General features: G+C 62.3%; 9 protein-coding genes and 2 pseudogenes. All 11 read right to left on the bottom strand.

The window, feature by feature from the left end; translation table 11 throughout:
* Nucleotides 1-43: 43 nt before the first annotated feature.
* A pseudogene (locus tag LB453_RS06775) lies at nt 44-1,054 on the bottom strand (VENN motif pre-toxin domain-containing protein); the annotation flags it as partial.
* A 26-nt stretch (nt 1,055-1,080) separates the two neighbouring features.
* A pseudogene (locus LB453_RS06770) lies at nt 1,081-1,355 on the bottom strand (YrhB domain-containing protein).
* Between the two features lie 126 nt (nt 1,356-1,481).
* Nucleotides 1,482-1,802 carry an Imm45 family immunity protein gene (gene imm45, locus LB453_RS06765; RefSeq protein ID WP_103794408.1) on the bottom strand — a complete coding sequence of 107 codons (321 nt, stop codon included), beginning with the start codon at nt 1,800-1,802 and terminating at the stop codon, nt 1,482-1,484.
* 86 nt (nt 1,803-1,888) lie between these two features.
* Entirely contained in the window at nt 1,889-2,032 is a 144-nt protein-coding gene (locus tag LB453_RS06760) for a VENN motif pre-toxin domain-containing protein (RefSeq protein ID WP_103794409.1), read from the bottom strand.
* 82 nt (nt 2,033-2,114) lie between these two features.
* Entirely contained in the window at nt 2,115-2,345 is a 231-nt protein-coding gene (locus tag LB453_RS06755) for a hypothetical protein (RefSeq protein WP_146053799.1), read from the bottom strand.
* A complete protein-coding gene (locus LB453_RS23395) occupies nt 2,335-6,537 on the bottom strand; it encodes a hemagglutinin repeat-containing protein (RefSeq protein ID WP_224481624.1) in 4,203 nt (1,400 codons plus the stop codon). Before LB453_RS23395 ends, LB453_RS06755 begins: the two co-directional genes overlap by 11 nt.
* A gap of 3 nt (nt 6,538-6,540) precedes the next feature.
* Complete coding sequence (locus LB453_RS23390) at nt 6,541-12,009, bottom strand: filamentous hemagglutinin N-terminal domain-containing protein (RefSeq protein ID WP_224481623.1); 5,469 nt, start codon at nt 12,007-12,009, stop codon at nt 6,541-6,543.
* Between the two features lie 12 nt (nt 12,010-12,021).
* A complete protein-coding gene (locus LB453_RS06740) occupies nt 12,022-12,549 on the bottom strand; it encodes a toxin-activating lysine-acyltransferase (protein ID WP_103794411.1) in 528 nt (175 codons plus the stop codon).
* Nucleotides 12,550-12,551: 2 nt separating this feature from the next.
* On the bottom strand, nt 12,552-14,246 hold the full coding sequence (locus LB453_RS06735) for a ShlB/FhaC/HecB family hemolysin secretion/activation protein (protein ID WP_103794412.1): 1,695 nt from the start codon (nt 14,244-14,246) through the stop codon (nt 12,552-12,554).
* A gap of 282 nt (nt 14,247-14,528) precedes the next feature.
* Nucleotides 14,529-14,615: a magnesium transporter protection protein MgtU gene (mgtU, locus tag LB453_RS23385; protein ID WP_411970218.1), complete on the bottom strand. Its 87-nt coding sequence runs from the start codon at nt 14,613-14,615 to the stop codon at nt 14,529-14,531.
* A gap of 10 nt (nt 14,616-14,625) precedes the next feature.
* Nucleotides 14,626-17,322 (bottom strand): magnesium-translocating P-type ATPase, encoded by a 2,697-nt coding sequence (mgtA, locus tag LB453_RS06730; protein WP_103794413.1) that lies wholly within the window; start codon nt 17,320-17,322, stop codon nt 14,626-14,628.
* Between the last annotated feature and the right edge of the window lie 350 nt (nt 17,323-17,672).

Below are 17,672 nucleotides of genomic sequence, written 5' to 3'. Positions count from 1 at the left end.
TTTCCTGTGCCAGCATCTGCTGCAACATGCCCGCGCTGAACATATTGTTACTGATTTCATTCTGGCCAGCCTGTGCGCCTGTGACCGCGTCAGCTGCTGAGTTACCGGTAAGGCCGCCAGCCAGCCCTGCCGCAACCGTGCCCAGTGCGACCAGCGTCTGCTTCTGCTCCTCGCTCAGCTGGCTGACCGGCACGTTGCCATACAGCGCATTCTTGATGGCTTCACCCATTGCCGCCGTGGTCGCTGCGCCAGCCGCGCCGGACAGCGCTGAATTGCCCTGTGCTGCAGCTATCACTCCGGCTACGGCCGCATGAGCCATTATACGGCTGGCTTCATCCGGCGCGGTCTGTTTGATGACCTCCGCCAGGTAAGGCGCCGCCGCTCCGCTGGCCGCCTGCGCCAGGCTGCCGCCCGCCAGACCCTGCACCGCCGCCGTCGCCGCCTGAATGCCCTGCTGGATGGCGCTGCCCGTTCCCCACTGCTGCTGCGCCGCCTTATAGCTGTCCGTCGCCGTCAGCTTCTCGTTATACCTTGCCCACTCTTTCGTCGACGCGTCTTCGCCCGGCTCTTTTATGCCGTTCTTCGCCAGCTCCGCCTTACCGGCGTTCGTGGCCCGTATCTGCCCCTCCGTCCGGGCAATATCCGCCGCCTGGTTGCCAATCTCACCTATCAGCTGCGCCTCCTGCAGCCGGTTCTGCTCTTTTTCCTTGTCGAATATCGGCGACAGCGTCTGGTTAGCGTGCGCCACGTCCCGGCTCAGCCCGCTCACGTCCTGCGTCTGCTTCTCCCCGTCGCGGATAACTATCGCGCCCTCGCTCACCGCCGCCTTCGTCGTTGAGCTGTCGCTGCCGCTGTGGTTCGCCCCCACCAGCAGCCCGTTCGCCATGTTCCCGGCAAACTGACCGGCGATGCTGCCGCCCGTGCTGATGCCCGCGCTCTGGTGCTCCACCTTATAGTCCGCGTGGTTCTCAATGTCACTCCAGCCCAGCGTACCCGTCTCCAGCCGGTTTTTATCCGCCGCCGCGGTGGAACCGATTACCGCCCCGTCCAGCTGAACGATTAGTTATAAGCTTGTGTTTACTATCGAATGTTATTTTTCTTTTCTTCATAATCTTGTAAATATTTCTCAATTGGGTATGCAGTCCCAAGCTCATGAACTTCGCCAGTATCCTTGTCTATTATAAAGGTCGCATTACCTGCAATGCTGAGTTGCCCCCCCTATTTCAAGATATTCTCGAGATTGAAAACAAAAAACCATCCTTCAGAAAAACGCCCCCATAGTGTAATACGACTGGAACATCACTCCCTTTCAAATAATTAGAAGCCTTCTCGACAGCCTGGTCAAAATTAATTATCAATTCATCCTCAATAATTGAAATGATTTAAACTGACTAAGGCCAGTAGACTTGACCGTTTGCCCTTCAAGGAACCGGACTATTCCATTTTGGCTTACAACATTTAATACATCCCCAGGTTGTCTATTAATCGATAGGTGTCGCCACATATTCATCTAAAATGTGTACATTCTCCATATCGCACTCTGGATAAATCCATTCCGCCCAGTTATTGATAAGCCATTGTGTACTTAACCCGAGCCCTTCATCAGATATACTTTCAATAGGTAACTTTATTAAAAATAAACCTGCTTTATATCCAGATGAAATAATCAAACCATATGGCCGTTCATCATCCTGAGTCTCTAACACCATAAAATCGACCCATTCTTCATATGGCCAAACAGCAGGCAATCGAAAAACAGAACCTCTGGATATGAACGTTTCTTTATAATCAACAAGTTTCATTACTTAACCTTCAAATTATGTCAGCCTGACGGATCAGCTGGTTTTCTTACCTGCATAGAAAAATTAACTTCGCCTAAGTGCTTACCTCACCCTTTCGCTCTCGCCGCAAAATCGTCTATTTGCTCGGCTTTAAGATGGTTATTCTCAACCGCATTTTTCCCCGCCTGCGCCCCGGCCACCGCACTTACCGTACCGTCTCCGGCAACGCCGCCCGCCAGCGTGTCCAGCAAGCTTAACGTCTTACGATAGGCCTTTAAAAGATCATTTCAGCCAACTACCCGGATATATCTTTTTTTACTCAGGGGTCAATAATCAGTCTGATTTTTCTTTAGACATGAGACTCTGGCCCACGCCAATAATAACCCCACAGCCAATTGATATTTCAGCACCTTTTATCAAATCACTTCTATTAAAATCAAAATCACCTACTAAAAAATAGGATGCTGATGCGATTAGTAATTTACCGCCAATAAGAAATACAGAAAGCCCAATAACCCATGAAACCACCAACAATACTAAAAGCTTCAACTTTTTATTTGGCATTATTTTTCTCCAATTTTTTTTGAAATTTTTCCGCCAAGCTTTGTGCAGAACTACCAAGGTATTCAGAACCGGCAGATTCAGCGACCGCCCCTGTTATTTTAGGTATCGTAAACTGAGGGATGGTGGCCTGCACCTTCTCCACTCCTTTACCTATAGTTGCGCCACCGAGAGTACCTAAACCTGCTCCGATCATCGGCGCTGCGGCATCTTTTCCCTGCAAGCTAGCTCCCACATATGCTCCAGTAATACTCACTGCTTCCGTAAACCAGAACCCTTTACCCTGAGTTACTCCGCTGATACCTGTGGCAATAAGTGCATCAGTAGCACTGAACGGTTCCCCACTATTTAGCTGATTAAACACATTAGCCGTACCACCAATAGCGCTTGCACCGATGACACTTCCTGCTGTTGCTGTAGCTGGCAAAAGAACAGGCGCTACAACAGTGGTCGCTCCAGCCCCCCAAGCTGTTAACAAGCCGGTTGCCGCGTTCTGGCCATCAGGTAATTGCCCTGTCGCCAGCTTATCAGAGGCATACTTAATTTCTTCTGTTGTTGCCGGGTTTAGCACTTTGCCCTTTTCATCTATGAGGTTGGTATTATTTACCAGTGAACCCTGAGCCTGAACATTGTTCCAGAAGCCGGTGCCGAACCCGTCAAGGCCAGACAGCGCATTATTCTCAACCGCATTCCTCCCCGCCTGCGCACCCGCCACCGCATCCGCCGTGCCGTCTCCGGCCACGCCGCCCGCCAGCCCCGCTGCTAAAATCCCCAGCGCGCTTATCGTTTGCTTCTCGGTCTCCGTCAGGTCCCCAACAGCTTTCCCCGGGTAAAGTTGCTTCATCACCAGCTGCGCCATCAGTTCGCCGCTGACTCCACCCGCCGCGCCTGCCAGCGCTGAGTTGCCGGACGCATACGACGTGACCGCACCAAGCACCGCGTGGGCCATCGCTTTTGCTTCCGGGTTGCCTTCCGTCAGCTTATGTATCTGCTCCGCCAGGTAAGGCGCCGCAGCGCCGCTCACAGCCTGACCAATATTTCCGCCCGCCAGACCCTGTATCGCCGCCGTGGCCGCCTGCATGCCTTGTTGCAGCGCGCTTCCTGTGCCGAACGGCGCCATCGCCGTGTTGTACGCCTCTTCCGCTATCTGGTCGGCGGTTGGTTGCAGATTGCCTTTCCCGACCAGCGCCTCTTTTGCTACCTGAAGCGCTGCCGGGTCACGCTTCGCCTTCTCGCCGGCTATCTGCCCCTCCGTCCGGGCGATATCCGCCGCCTGGTTGCCAATCTCCCCAATCAGCTGCGCCTCCTGCAGCCGGTTCTGCTCTTTTTCCTTATCAAATATCGGCGACAGCGTCTGGTTAGCGTGCGCCACGTCCCGGCTCAGCCCGCTCACGTCCTGCGTCTGCTTCTCCCCGTCGCGGATAACTATCGCGCCCTCGCTCACCGCCGCCTTCGTCGTTGAGCTGTCGCTGCCGCTGTGGTTCGCCCCCACCAGCAGCCCGTTCGCCATGTTCCCGGCAAACTGACCGGCGATGCTGCCGCCCGTGCTGATGCCCGCGCTCTGGTGCTCCACCTTATAGTCCGCGTGGTTCTCAATGTCACTCCAGCCCAGCGTACCCGTCTCCAGCCGGTTTTTATCCGCCGTCGCGGTCGAGCCGATTACCGCCCCGTCCAGCTGGGTGTGCTCTCCGACGCTCACGTCAAAGCCGCCCTTGCCCGCGAAGATGCCGGTCTGCTCCTCCACGCTCTGCCAGGTGCTGTGCATCCTGTCGCGCGAGGCGTTGACGCTGGCCGAGCCGGTCATCGAGCCAAAGGTAAAGCTGCCGCCCGCGCTGGCGTTCTGCTGCTTCGAGTCGTAGCGGTCGCTGTCCTGCTCGCTCGCCAGCGTCAGGTTGCGGGCCACGTCGGCCTTCACCTTCTCGCCGCTCACCTGCGCCCCCTGAAGAGTGGTGTCGCGCCCGCTCACCATCGTCACCTGGTTGCCCGCGCTCACCTGCGTTTCGGTGTGGGTGACGCCGCTGCCCTGCTCGCTGCCTTTGCCCTTGTTGGCGCTGGCGGAGACGCTGATGCCCCAGCCGCCCTGGCCCGCGCCGATGCCCACGCCCAGGCTGCCGCCGTGGCTCTCGTTTTTCCCCTCCAGCGAGGAGGTATTCGCGGCCGACAGCAGGTTCAGGTCCCGGTTTGCCGACAGCAGCACATCTTTACCAGCCTGCAGCTGGCTGCCCTGCACCGTCAGGTCGCCGTCGGCTCCTTTCACGCCGCTGCCGCGCGCTACCACGCTCAGGTTATCGCCCGCCGTCAGGCTGCTGCCCTGGGCGGTGCGCTGCTCGCTGCGCTGGGTGGAGGTGGAGGACTGGCTGCCGTAAGAGAGGCTGACGCCGATGGCGTTGTTGTTCTCCGGGCTGTCGCCCTGCGCCGCCGCCAGCCGCGCGGCCTGCGTCGCCTGAACGCCGCTGAGCGCCGCTTTGGTGCCCTGCAGCGCCGCCAGCCGTCCGCTGTCGGCGGACTTCGCCTCCTGCACCGTCTGCGCCGCCGTATTGAGCGCGCTGCCCACCGTGCCGGAGAGCGCCAGCGTCAGGCCGGAGGTTTTCTGCTCCACCCTGTGCGTCTGGCTGCTCTGGTTCTCCGCCGCGGTGACGCTGACCTCGCGCCCGTCCAGCGTCAGGTTTTTACCGGCGATAAGCTCAGAGCCGTTAACGTCCAGACGGTTGCCCGCCTGCAGCGTCACGTTGCCGTTCACGCTGCCGACGGTGCTGCCCTGGTTCGTCAGCGCCTGCGCCGTGTCGGTGGTTTTCAGGCTCTGCGTGCCGTAACTGAAGCCGATGCCGCCGGTGCCCGACAGCCCGCTCTTTTTCTCCTGCGCCAGATGCTGTTCGCTGTTGCGCTCCGTCGCGCCCACCACGCTGAGATCGTTGCCCGCCTGCAGCGCAACGTCGTGCGTGCCCGCGATCTGGCTGCCCTGCACCCGCAGATCCTTGCCTGCCGCGACCGTGACGCTGTCGCCGCTCAGCGCGCTGCCCTGCGCCGTCTGGCGCGCAATCTGGTCGCGCGTGGTGGTGGTGCTCTTCGACAGCCAGCCGCTGCTGCCGGTCACCTTATGCCGCTCGTCCAGATCCTGGGTGTTCTCACCATTCGTCAGCGTAACATCCTGTCCGGCAGTCAGCGCCAGCGCGAGGTCGGCCGACAGAGTGGCGGCGCGGGCCTTAAGATCGTTGCCTGCCAGCAGCGAGACGTCGCCTTTGCCCACCACTTCGCTGCCGATCTCCTGGGTATTGCCCTGCTTCAGGCTGTTGTCGCCGTCCCAGACGATATCGTCACGGCTTGCGGTGGTAACGGTGTTAAGGCTGAGGTCGCGGCCCGCCTGCAGCACCGTCTGGCTCGCTTTGCCGCTGTTGACCACCTGCGCCGCCGTCAGGTTGATATCCCGTCCCGCCTGCAGGATCAGCCTGCCGTCGTCGCCCTGCACGTACATGCCCGCCACGCTGTCGACGGTGGTGCGCGCAAAGCGGTTATCGCCGCTCTGGCTCTCAACGCTGCGCGTGGTGCTGATGGCGTTGATATCCCGTCCGGCGCTGGCCAGCAGCGCGTCGCTGCCCTGAATGACGCCACCAATGTTATTGATATCGGTGCGGGCTCGGAGATCGACGCTGGCGCCCTTGATGGTGCCCGCCAGATTAGTGATGTTGTCGGCGCTCAGCTTCACCACTTCGCGTCCAGCCAGCGTGCCGCTGTTAAACAGCCCGCCGCTCAGGTTCAGGTTGAGGTTGCGGCCCGCAATCAGCGCGCCGCTGCCGTCGACATCGCCCGGCTGAACGCGGGCGTAAACCTGCGGCACCAGCACCGTCTGGCTGGAACCATCCGGCAGCCTGACCTGCGCGTTAACCAGCCAGACAATATCCTTTGTCAGCAGCGCCATCTGCTCCGGCGTCAGCGCCACGCCGAGCGTCAGGTTGTACTGCTGGCTGAAGTCGATGGCGTTGTTCATCAGCGCCTTGTACTGCTCTTCGTCGTTGCTGTAGCCGTCCAGATAACGCTGCCCCGTCAGGTTGATCACCTGCTCGCGGATCAGACGCTGCTCGTAGAAGCCGTCGCCGAGGCGCTTCAGGACGTTATCGCTGTTCTGCGTCAGCTTCTCCTGCATATAGTCGCTGCTCAGCCACTGCTTCTCCTGGGTAAAGCGCGGATCGGTCTCCACCAGCTATTTGCCGCCGGGCGACGGATTGGTTTTGAACAGGCTGTTGTCCGGCAGGCGGGTATCTGGCCCGACGATGCGCACCACGCGCGCCGCTTCGCCCTGCTGCGGCGCGACGCTGCTGGCAACTTCAAAGCGCTGTCCCGGCTTCAGGGCGGCGGCGGCGATAGCGGGCAGCGCGCCGGTGTCCACAGCCTGCCAGTCAGGCGCAAGCGCGCTGCCCGCCACGGCGGCGCTGACGCCGCCGGTATGGCCGATCGCCGCGTCGGTGCCCTGTGCGCTCTGCGGCGCCAGCGATACTGGCGTGCCGCTGATATCGCCATGATCCACCAGCTGGCTCGGCTTCAGCGCAATCGTCTCAATCACCTCCGGCGGGGTATAGGCCGACCTTTTTTTGCCCTGGCTGTCGCCGCCTTTATGACGGATGCGGTAGTAGCTGGTGACCTTACCGCTGTCGGTCGTGATGCGCTGGCCCGGCACCTCGACGTTGTCGACCTCGCCCGCGTTCATCGTCAGCGTATTGCCCGCTACGATTTGGCTCTTATCGTTGAACACCTTATCGGCGTTCACCGTCATATTGCCGCCCGCGACGATCTTCGCCGGATCGCTTTCGGCGATCTGCGTCTCCTGCACCGTGCGGGTGTAGTCATACTGGGTGAAGCGGTCGTGGTTGCTGCCGGTTTTGCCCGGCGTGTTAAGGTTCCGCAGCGAGTCGGCGGAGTTGCGATCGACAAACACGCCCGGCTCACCCGCTTTCCAGCGCACGGTGTCGCCCGAATGCTGATACTCGGTGATCGCCTCTGTGGAAACGGTCGCCAGCTCGGTGCTGAAATGGTCGTTGACGTTATTAATCTGTCCGGCGTCGAGCTGCATATCGCCCGCCGACTCGATAGTGGCGCTGTGGTTGTTGAGGGTGTCGGCCTTGCCGGTTGCCAGCCCGCTGGCGTCCAGCTGCCCGCCCAGCGCCATATCCCCCGCGCTGTAGATCAGGCCGTGATCGCGGTTGTTCAGCGTCTGGACGCCGATATCGACCCGCTCGCGCCCCGCCAGCGTGGCGGCGGTGCCGTTTTCCGCCAGGTTATTAAAAGTGCCGGCCTGCACGCCAAGGGTATCGCCGTAAATCCGGCCGCTGCCGATATTGGTTAAGGTGGCGGCTTTGAGCAGCGTCTGTTTGCCGTCAATCAGGCCGTAGTTGGTGAGCTGCCCGTTAAGGCTCAGCCAGTCCTGCCCGGCATTGATCTCGCCGCTGGCGCTGTTCAGCAGGTTGCTGGCGCGCAGATCCAGCTTGCTGCCCGCCAGCAGCTTACCGCTGTTAACGACGTCGCCCGGCGTGGTGAAGTTGAAGCTGCCGTTGGCGATCATCTCGCCGCTGTTGTTCAGGCTCTGCTGGCTGACCAGCGTGATATCGCCGCGGGAGAGGATCTGGCCGTCACCGCCGATGCGATCGGCGCGGATCGTCAGCGATCGCCCCGCCTTGACGCCGCCCGCGCTGTTGATCAGCGCCAGCCCGCTGCCCTGCAGCAAAAGATCTTCTCCGGCAGCCAGCTCGCCCTGGCTGTTGTCGAGGCTGCCCTGGCTGTTGATAGTCAGCTGCCGATCGGCCAGCAGCGTGCCGCGCTGGTTGACGATGCTGTCGCTGTTGACGTCAAGGTTTGCCGCTTCGATGCCCTGCTGCGCGCCCTGGGTATCCTGGTTATTGAGCTGCAGCGCGTTGATCACGGCGGTCGCGCCGCTGCGGATAAGACCGGCGGCGTTATCGATAACGCCCTGCGCGCTCGACAGCAGCAGATCGCCGACGCTCTGGATCTGCCCGCCGCGGTTATCCAGATGCGTGGTGGTGAGGCTGGCCGCCTGCTCGCTTACCACGCGCCCGCCGCTGCGGTTATCCAGCTCGCCGCTTTGCAGGCTGAGGTCGCCCTTCGCGCCCAGCGTGCCGCCCTGGTTGTCGATATCACCGCTTTGCAGGCTGAGATCCCCCAGGCTGTAGAGGGTGCCGTTTTCGTTGTCGACGCCCCGGCCGTGGCTGTCGACGAGCACGCTACCGCCCTGCAGCAGGCCTGCCCGGTTATTCAGCGCCGATGAGGTGTCGAGGCGCAGCGCATTAAACACTGATGCGGTGTTGAGGCGCTGCGCGTTCTGCGTTGCTGCAATGTCGAGGCGAAGCGCGTCTTGCGCCACCAGCGTCCCAGCCGCATTATTCAGGCTGCCCGCCGTCAGCTGCAAGGCTTTTCCGCTCAGGGCCAGCCCCTGTGCGTTATCCATCCGCCCGGCGTGGATAAGCATCTCGCCCTGGCTGGTCAGCCCGCCTTTCTCGCCGCTGTTCTGGTTGAGCAGCGTATCCACGCCGATATCAAGAGCGTCGCCGCTCTGGATAAGGCCGCCGTCGCTGTTGTTCAGCGTGCCGCCGCGCAGCGTCAGCGCCTGCTGCGCCGCCAGCTGGCCGTTGCGGTTATCCAGCACGTCGACGCTCAGGCTGCCCGTTGCGCCGCTCGCCAGTACGCCCTGGCCGTTAAGCAGCTCGCCGGCCGTAACGCCCAGCGCCTTGCCCGCGCCGATGGCGCCGCCCTGATTATCGAGCCGCTGCGTTGCGTCCAGTCTAAGCCCCTGGCCCGCTTTGATCGTGCCGCTCTGGTTGCTGATGTTCGCCGCGACGGCGGAAAGCGCCGCCTGCGAGGCGAGCGTGCCGCGCTGGTTATCCAGCTGCGCCCCCTCCAGATAAAGATCCCCCTGGCTGGCGATAAAGCCCTGCTGGTTGTCCACCGCGCCGGCGTTAAGGGTGAGCGCGCCCAGGCTGCTGATGCCGCCCTTGCTGCCGCTGTCGCGGTTGCTCAAGGCATAGCCGTGGGTGTCGATACGGGCGTCGCCGCCCGACTGCAACAGACCCGCGTCGTTGGTCAGCGCGCCGTCGTTCTCAATCCGCAGCTGCTGTTTGCCCACCAGCGTGCCGCCGCTGTTGTTCAGCCCCTGCGTGGTCAGCTGCGTATCGCCGCCGCCCGCCAGCATTCCCTGACGGTTATCCAGCTCGCCGCTGCGCAGCGTCAGCGCGCCGGAACTCAGAATGCCGCCGCTCTCGCCGCTCAGCTGATTGCTGAGGCGCGCGCCGTGCGTGTCGAGCAGCAGATCGCCGCCCGCCTGCAGCAGCCCACCGTCGTTGTTAAGCGCGCCGCTGCTGCTGCGCAGCGCGCCTGCTGCGGCGATAACGCCGCTCTGGTTATCCAGCGCGTGCTGGCCCAGCGCCAGCTGAAGGTTATCGCCCAGCAGCGTGCCGCCCTGGTTGTCGAGACCGGCGGCGCTGAGCGTCAGATCGCCCTGGGCTTCGATGCGCCCGGCCTCATTGGTCAGCGCCTGCTGCGTGGCGAGGCTGGCGGCGCCCGTCGTGGCCGATGCGCGGCCCTGACGGTTATCCAGCCGGTCGGCGTTTAGCCTGAGATCGCGGCTGGCCGCCAGTTCCCCCTGGCGGTTGTCGATATCGCCGCTGACCTGCGCCGTCAGGCTGCCCTGCTGCGCGGCGACGATGGTGCCGGAGCGGTTATTCAGCGCTGCGGCATTGAGGTCAATATTGCCGTTGCCCGCCAGCTGGCCGCCCTGGTTATTCAGGGTGCCGCGCGTATGCAGCCGCATCTCGCCGCTGCCGCTCTGCACCAGCTGGCCCTGCTGGTTTGACAGGCTGTCGGCGTCGACGTCGATCTGCTGTGCGGAGGTTGTGCCCTTATCGAGGCTGAACTCGCCGCCGCGCAGGCTGAGCTGACCGTTGGAAAGCAGCCTGCCGCCGCTGCCCTGCAGGCTGCGCGTGCTGATGGCCAGCGCGCCGCTGCCAGCATGGGAAATTTCGCCGGACTGGTTATCCAGCGTATCGGCGTCCAGGGTCAGACTGCCGCTGTTGCTGGCGATGCGCCCGCCGCGGTTATTCAGGCTGCCCTGCAGCGCGATCGCGAGATCGTCACCGCCGGTTTGCGTAATCTGCCCCTGCTGGCTGGAGAGATCGTGCGCCTGCAGATCGAGCCGGCTGGCGCTCAGCGCGCCGCCGTCGTTATCCAGCCTGTTGCCGGTGCGGGCAGAGAGCTGCTGCTGCGCGGCAAGGGTGCCGCCGCGCGTAACCAGGTCGCCGTTGCGGGCGTCGAGGGTAATGTTTTTTCCCTGCGTGCGGCTGCCGCTGAGATCCAGCCGCTGGCCGCGCGCGGTCAGGCTGCCGCCCGCCAGGTTCTCCCCCTGAGCGCTCAGCGCGCCATCGGCAGCGAGGGTCAGATCCCCTGACTCGCCGATCCTGCCGTCATCCTGTACGCCTGCGGCAAGGATGCCCGACCTGGTGCTGCTGAGACTGGCGCCCTGCAGCGTAACGTTATTGCGCGCGGCGACGGAGCCGCTGTTTTGCACCTCCGCCGCGCTGGCGACCGTGGCGCTGCCGCCGGCAAAGAGCGCACCGCTGTTGCTGAGCCCCTCTCTGGCGGCAACCTGCAGATCGCCGCTGCTGCTTATGCTGCCGCTGTTTTCGATGCGGCCGTCGGCGGTGATCGCCACCGTGCCGGCCTGCGCGCCGATGCTGCCCGCGTTGCGCACGCCGACGCCCGCTTCGGTGCCGATCAGGCGGATTTTTCCGGCATACATGCCGCCGAGGCTGGAGACGTCCAGCGAGACCTGCGGACGCGAAGCGGGATCGTCGCCCTGCTTCACCACCTGCTGATGGGCGGCATCCACCTGATTGCGCCCGGTGGTGACCTTCAGATCCTTAGCCCAGACGCTGGCATTGACCTTGACCGAGCGGGCGATAATGTCGGTGTAGTCCTGACGCGAGCTGTCCATTCCCGCGCCCTCGACCGCCACCTCGCCGCGTTCGACGTTAAAGCCGGTGAGGTTGCCGTTATTGAGCTGCGCCTGGCCGGTTGTCAGCGTGGCGCGGTTGGCGTTAATAAATCCGCAGCCGTTGCAGGTAATGCCGGACGGGTTGGCGATCACCACTTCTGCCTTTTGGCCCGCCACTTCTACAAAGCCGTTCAGGCGGCTGGGATCGCGCGAGTTAACCTCGTTAAGGATAACTTTCGCCTCGCCGCGAGCCAGCCAGGGGTTGCCGGTCACCATGCCGCCCAGTTCGGTCTGAACGTTTTTGTGGGAGTTATTAAGAATGGCCCCCTGCTGGCCGACGTCGAACTGGCTGTAGCTGTTGCGCGACACTCCGCCGGCAGACGGGGTCTGGATATTGATCTGCGGCGTGCCGTTGGCGCTGTTGATAATGGTCGGCTGCTGACCGCCGGGCGCCTGCGCGTCCGCGACGATAGCGGCGCTGGCGGGCTGAATAACCCCCATCGCCAGCCAGAGGCTAAAGCTTAGCGCGCCTACTCTGCCGACCAGTCTGCTGAGCGTGCGGCCCACGCCTGATGTGCGCCCGCCGCCTGCCCGGCCCGAACCGGCAATATCGGCCACCACCATCAGCATGCCGCGCGCTTTGTTGAAAATAATGCGGTACAGGTTTCTGTTCATCTAATGTCCCTATCAGATTTGCGGTAACGCCACGGCGAGCGGATGGTGCTGCCGCCACGCTTTTGCCGCCTCGCGGCTGACGCTGGCGCCGTGAAAATTCAGCACGCGCTTGCTGCGCTGTTCGCCACGATGGTCTAGCGCGCGCCAGCAGGCGTGAGGAAAAAGGTCGCGGCGCACCAGACGGCTCATCGCCGCGGTATGGCCAAACGGCGCGATCCAGTCACAGCACCACATGCGCTCGCCGCTGTTCCAGTCTTCAGGCGGAAAATGGATAGCGGGCAGCGTGAGATAGCGCGCTTCCGCCTCCTCATTCAGCCAGGCCCAGCTAAAGAAAAAAACTGGCTCGCCCGCTTCGGCGACCAGCACGTACTGCCGCTGCTTAACGATCGGCAGCAGCAGCGTCGGCAGCGCGTGCAGCGGAGCGTCGCGATGCAGCGGCGAGTGCATCCACAGCCAGACCGCGGCGCCCAGCACCTCCGCCTCGCTCTCGTCGCCGCCGAGGATCAGCGGCGATTTAATCTCATAGTTTCCCGCGCGCATGCTCAGTAGCTCCAGTTAAGGTTGAAGCCGAGCGTAACCTTGCTGGTGCGCAGGCCGTCTGGTTTAGAGAGCGGCGTGCCGATAAACAGGTCATAGCCGGTGTTAAAGGCCTGCCCGCGCAGCCCCGCCACGCCGCCCGCCAGGTGCTGGCCGGTCAGCAGCTCGCTGCCTGCGCCGCTCACCTCGCCGTAGTCCGCGCCGAGATAGAACTCCTGCGCGGGCAGCGGCGTGCTCCAGGCGATATCGTTGCGCAGATACCAGCCGTGGCTGGCGTTAAGCGTGCGCTCGCCGTCGAAGCCGCGCACCGTCCAGCGGTTGCCGATCGCGAACTGTTCCTGCGGCGTAAGCGGCGTGCTGCTCATCTGACGCAGGTACTGCATGTTGTAACGAAAACGCTGATCGCCGATGCTGAACGGCAGGTTGAACTGCGCGTTAAGCTGCACGATTTTGCTCAGGGCCGTCGCCTCGCCGAAATACTCCTCCGGCGCAGGCTGCGCGCCAAACCAGCGCGTGCCGCGCTGATAGCTGACGCCAGCGTCCAGCGTGGCCTGCTGGATATAGTGGCGATGCTGCAGGCCAATACGCCAGGCAGCGGTCTGTCGCCGCTGCACCTGCACCTCGGTATCGTTGATATAGTTGCGGGTTTCGCGCGTCAGCACATCCCAGCTGAGCGAGGTTTTCTGCGAGCCGCTGCGGTGCAGTACGCGGCTGAGCTGCAGATCGAGGCTTTTGCTTTTCCCGCTGTAGCGGTAGTCCTGGTTCGTACCGGCCACCGTCTGGTGATAGTCATAGTCGCTGCCCGTCACGGAGAACATCCAGTAGCCGAACGGCACCGAGTAGTGGCCGGTGAAGTTTTTGCTGCCCTTGCCGCCCTCGCCTTGCAGATCGTGCGTGGCGGACAGATAAAAGAGATCGCTCAGCGCAAAAGGGTTGTCGAGCGACAGCGTGACCCCGCCCAAATAGCGGCCGGTGCTGCGGGTGCCGGAATCGTCCAGCGAGAGGCCGACGCGCCACATTTTTTGCTGCTTCCAGCGCACCTGAATATCGCTCTCGCCAGGCTGTTCGCCGGGCACCACCGACATATCGGCCTGCACGGTCGGCAGCCGCTGCAGGTTTTCCAGCCCCTGTTCAATATCGCGTAAATCCAGCAGGTTGCCGGCGTGGGCGGGAAAGGCACTGTAGAGCCAGAGATGGCGATCGCTATCCGGCGTCAGCTTCGCCTCCCGCACGTAGCCGGGCAGGATCACCAGCCGCAGCGCGCCGCTGTTGAGATCCTGCGAAGGCGCCAGCACGCGCGTGGTGACATAGCCGTGATCCACCAGCCGGTTTTGCAGGGCGCTCATCAGCAAATTAATGCCCTGCGCGCCCAGGCATTTTCCCTGCGCCTGGCTGGCGATACGCTGCAGCGGCAGCCAGTGCGGCAGCGCCTGCTGCCCCTGCAGCTCGACGCGCGCGATGGGGAAACAGGGTTTTTCTGCGGGAAAGTTAATGCGTCCGAAGCTGGAAGCCGGCGGCGAAAGCCGCACGTCGGGTGCCTGCGGTTCGATTTGCCGCTCCAGCGCCTGCTGGCGCTGTTGCTGCTGGCGGATCTGTTCACCGGCGTCGGGAAAGGCGTCGGCGGCAGCGGCCTGGGCGGTTAAAAAAGCGCCAGCCAGCAGAGAGAAAGAGAGCGGAAAAGATTTATGGCGAAGATACATCAGACAGTCCCTGTCGCGTAAAGCAATCGTAAATAATGTTAATTTAAGTAAAACTGGTTGCGTATTATCCACAAATTTACGTTATCGACAACTCTCTGCTGCTGAATTTTCAGCCGAATTGTTTAATGGATTTTACGAGTTTGTATAAAGGCAGATGGGGGCGTTCCGCTGGATGGCAGGGTTAAAAAAGCGTGATGCAGGCGGAAAAATTAAGACCGAAAATAGCTGAGGTTTCGCACTAAAGGCGGGATAACGGCGGCGAGCTGCCTCGCCGCCCGTGAGTTAGCGCACAATCACCGTCAGCAGAATCAGCGCGACCGCGATAAGCGCAACGCCGATAAATGCCCGGTCGAGCCCTTTTCTGTTCATGTTCGCCCGCCTAGAACCACTGGCCGAAGCGGCGGATATAGATCCGCTTCATGCCCTGCGCCACCAGGCAGTAGCCGAACAGCGTCGCCGCCAGCCAGGGGAAATAGGCAGCCGGCAGCGGCACCAGCCCGACCATCGCGCCGAGCGGCGAGAAAGGAATAGCGATGCCGATCGCCATAATGGCGAAGGTGGTCAGCAGCACCGGCAGCGCCGCGCGGCTCTGAATAAAGGGGATCTTCTGCGTGCGCAGCATATGCACCACCAGCGTCTGCGACAGCAGCCCTTCAACAAACCAGCCGGACTGGAACAGCGACTGCACGCCCGCGTGATTCGCGCCAAAGACGAACCACATCAGCGCGAAGGTGGTGATATCGAACAGCGACGAGGTCGGCCCCATCCACAGCATAAAGCGCCGGATATTGCCGGCGTCCCATTTGCGCGGCTGGCGCAGGAACTCCGGGTCCATTTTGTCCCAGGGCAGCGCCAGCTGGGAGATGTCGTACATCAGGTTCTGCAGCAGCAGGTGAATCGACAGCATCGGCAGAAACGGAATAAAGGCGCTGGCGATCAAGACGGAAAAGACGTTGCCGTAGTTAGAGCTGGCGGTCATGTTCAGGTACTTGATGATATTGCCGAAGGTTTCCCGCCCTTTCAGCACGCCCGCCTCCAGCACGCGCAGATCTTTCTCCAGCAGAATAATGTCAGAGGACTCTTTGGCGATATCCGCCGCGCTGTCGACCGAGATGCCGACGTCGGCGTCGCGCAGCGCCGGGGCGTCGTTGATGCCGTCGCCGAGGAAGCCGACCGTATGGCCGTTGCGCTGGAACTGCCGCACCAGCCGCGCCTTCTGCGGCGGCGTCAGCCTGGCGAACAGGGAGCTGCGCTCTGCGGCCTGCGCCAGCTCAAGGTCGCTCATCGCCTCGATCTCGTCGCCGGTCAGCATTCCGCTGGCGTCCAGTCCGACCTCGCGGCAGATGCGCGCGGTAATTGTCGGGTTGTCGCCGGTCAGCACCTTGACCGCCACGCCGCTGGCGCGCAGCGCCTTAATCGCTTCGCCTGCGCTCGCCTTCGGCGGGTCGAGGAAGGTCAGCATCCCTTCCAGCGTCAGCTCACGCTCCTCCGCCTGCGTCAGCGGCAGCGCGATACTCCCTTCGCGCGTCGCCACCAGCAGCACGCGGAAGCCCTGCTGGTTATAGTCGTCCGCCAGCTTTTGCAGCACCGCCCGGCGCGCCGCGCAGAGCGGCACGCGTTCGCCGTTGACGCGCACGAAAGTCGACGCGGCGAGCATCTCCTCGACGGCGCCCTTGCACACCAGCAGCGATTCGCCCCGCTGCAGATCCTCCAGCAGCACCGACAGGCGACGCCGCGCGAAATCAAATGGCAGCTCATCCTGTTTGTGATAGCGGCTGCGCTGCGCCTCGCTGATGCGCAGGGCGCCGGCGCGCGCCACCGCCCGATCCATCGGGTTTTTGCCCCCCGTCTGGCTGCTGCTGTTCAGCCAGCCGAGCAGCAGCACGCGCTCATCCTCTGCGCCGTCGCAGTTGAGCACGTGCGACAGCTGGATCTCATCCTGCGTCAGGGTGCCGGTTTTATCGGTGCAGAGCAGATCCATCGCGCCGAGGTTTTGAATGGCGTTAAGGCGTTTAACGATCACCTTGCGCTGCGACATCGCCATCGCCCCTTTCGCCAGGTTAGAGCTGACGATCATCGGCAGCATCTCCGGCGTCAGCCCCACGGCGACCGCCAGCGCGAACAGCGCGGCGTCGGTCCAGTCGCCTTTGCTGAAGCCGTTAATCAACAGCACCACCGGCACCATAACCAGCATAAAGCGGATCAGCAGCATGCTGACGCTGTTGACGCCGCGATCGAACGCGGTCTGGGCGCGGCTGCCAACCAGCGACTTCGCCAGCGAGCCGAAGTAAGTCTGGCTGCCGGTCGCCACCACTACCGCGCAGGCGCTGCCGCCAGAGACGCTGGCCCCCATCAGGCAGATGTTATCCCGCTCCAGCAGGCTTTTGCCTGCTGACCGGCCGCCGCTGCTTTTTACCGCCACCTCGGCGCTGAGATCGACTTTCTCCACCGGCAGCGACTCGCCCGTCAGCACCGCCTGGCTCACGCAGAGATCGCGCGAGCGGATCAGGCGCACGTCGGCCGGCACAAGATCCCCTGCGCTGAGCAGCACGATATCGCCCGGCACCAGCTCGCGCATGGCAATCTCCTGCGGCGCGCCGTCGCGCATCACGGTCGCGGTGGTGCGCACCAGCGACTTCAGCGCCTGCGCAGCACGGTTGGTGCGGAACTCCTGCCAGAAGCGCAGCAGCGCGCTCAGCGTTACCATAGTGCAGATGATGATTACGCCGGTAAGATCGCCCGCCTCCCCCGCGCGCAGCGGCAGCCAGTAGTCGGTGAAAAAGCTCACCAGCGCCAGTGCCAGCAGCACGTAGATAAAGGGGTTATGAAAGGCCATCAGCAGCTGCAGCAGCGCGGGCGGCGCTTTCTCCTGCGCCACTTCGTTAGGGCCGAACTGCGACAGACGGCGCTCCGCTTCCTGCTGGCTCAGCCCCTCCCCCTGGCTGTGCAAATGGGCCAGCGTCGCCTCAATGGTCCGATCGGCTTCCTGCTCGATTAAATAATGTTTTGCGCCGCTTTGTGTGGCGCGGCGGCTATTTTTCGCCAGCGTCTGGCTTTCCAGTTTTAATTCGGACATGGTGAATTCTCCCTGCAACAGGCAAAGCAATCCCGACACGCAAATTAACGCGTGCGTAAATAAAGAAAATATTCGCGGGGATGCGTAGCGTGACGGGCGAATAAGCCGCAGGCGCGAACCCTTTGCCGCAGAGAACGACGCGGAAAGAAGGCGCAGGGCGCAGCCGGTCAGCTACGCGAGCGAGGAGGAGGAAAAAGCGCGTGGGTGAAAATCAGCATAACGACCGCCCTGTAATAAATAGCGTTTTCAGGAAGCAATCGTTATTAAACAGGATCGCTGCCCGCCGGATGGCAAGCAGCATGGAAATTCAGCTTGCCGGTGTCAGTAACCAAATCGAATGACTGTCCAAG

Origin of the sequence: Pantoea agglomerans, assembly GCF_020149765.1 — a bacterium.
Taxonomy (GTDB): Bacteria; Pseudomonadota; Gammaproteobacteria; order Enterobacterales; family Enterobacteriaceae; genus Pantoea; species Pantoea alvi.
This window is presented reverse-complemented; position numbering and strand designations above follow the sequence as displayed.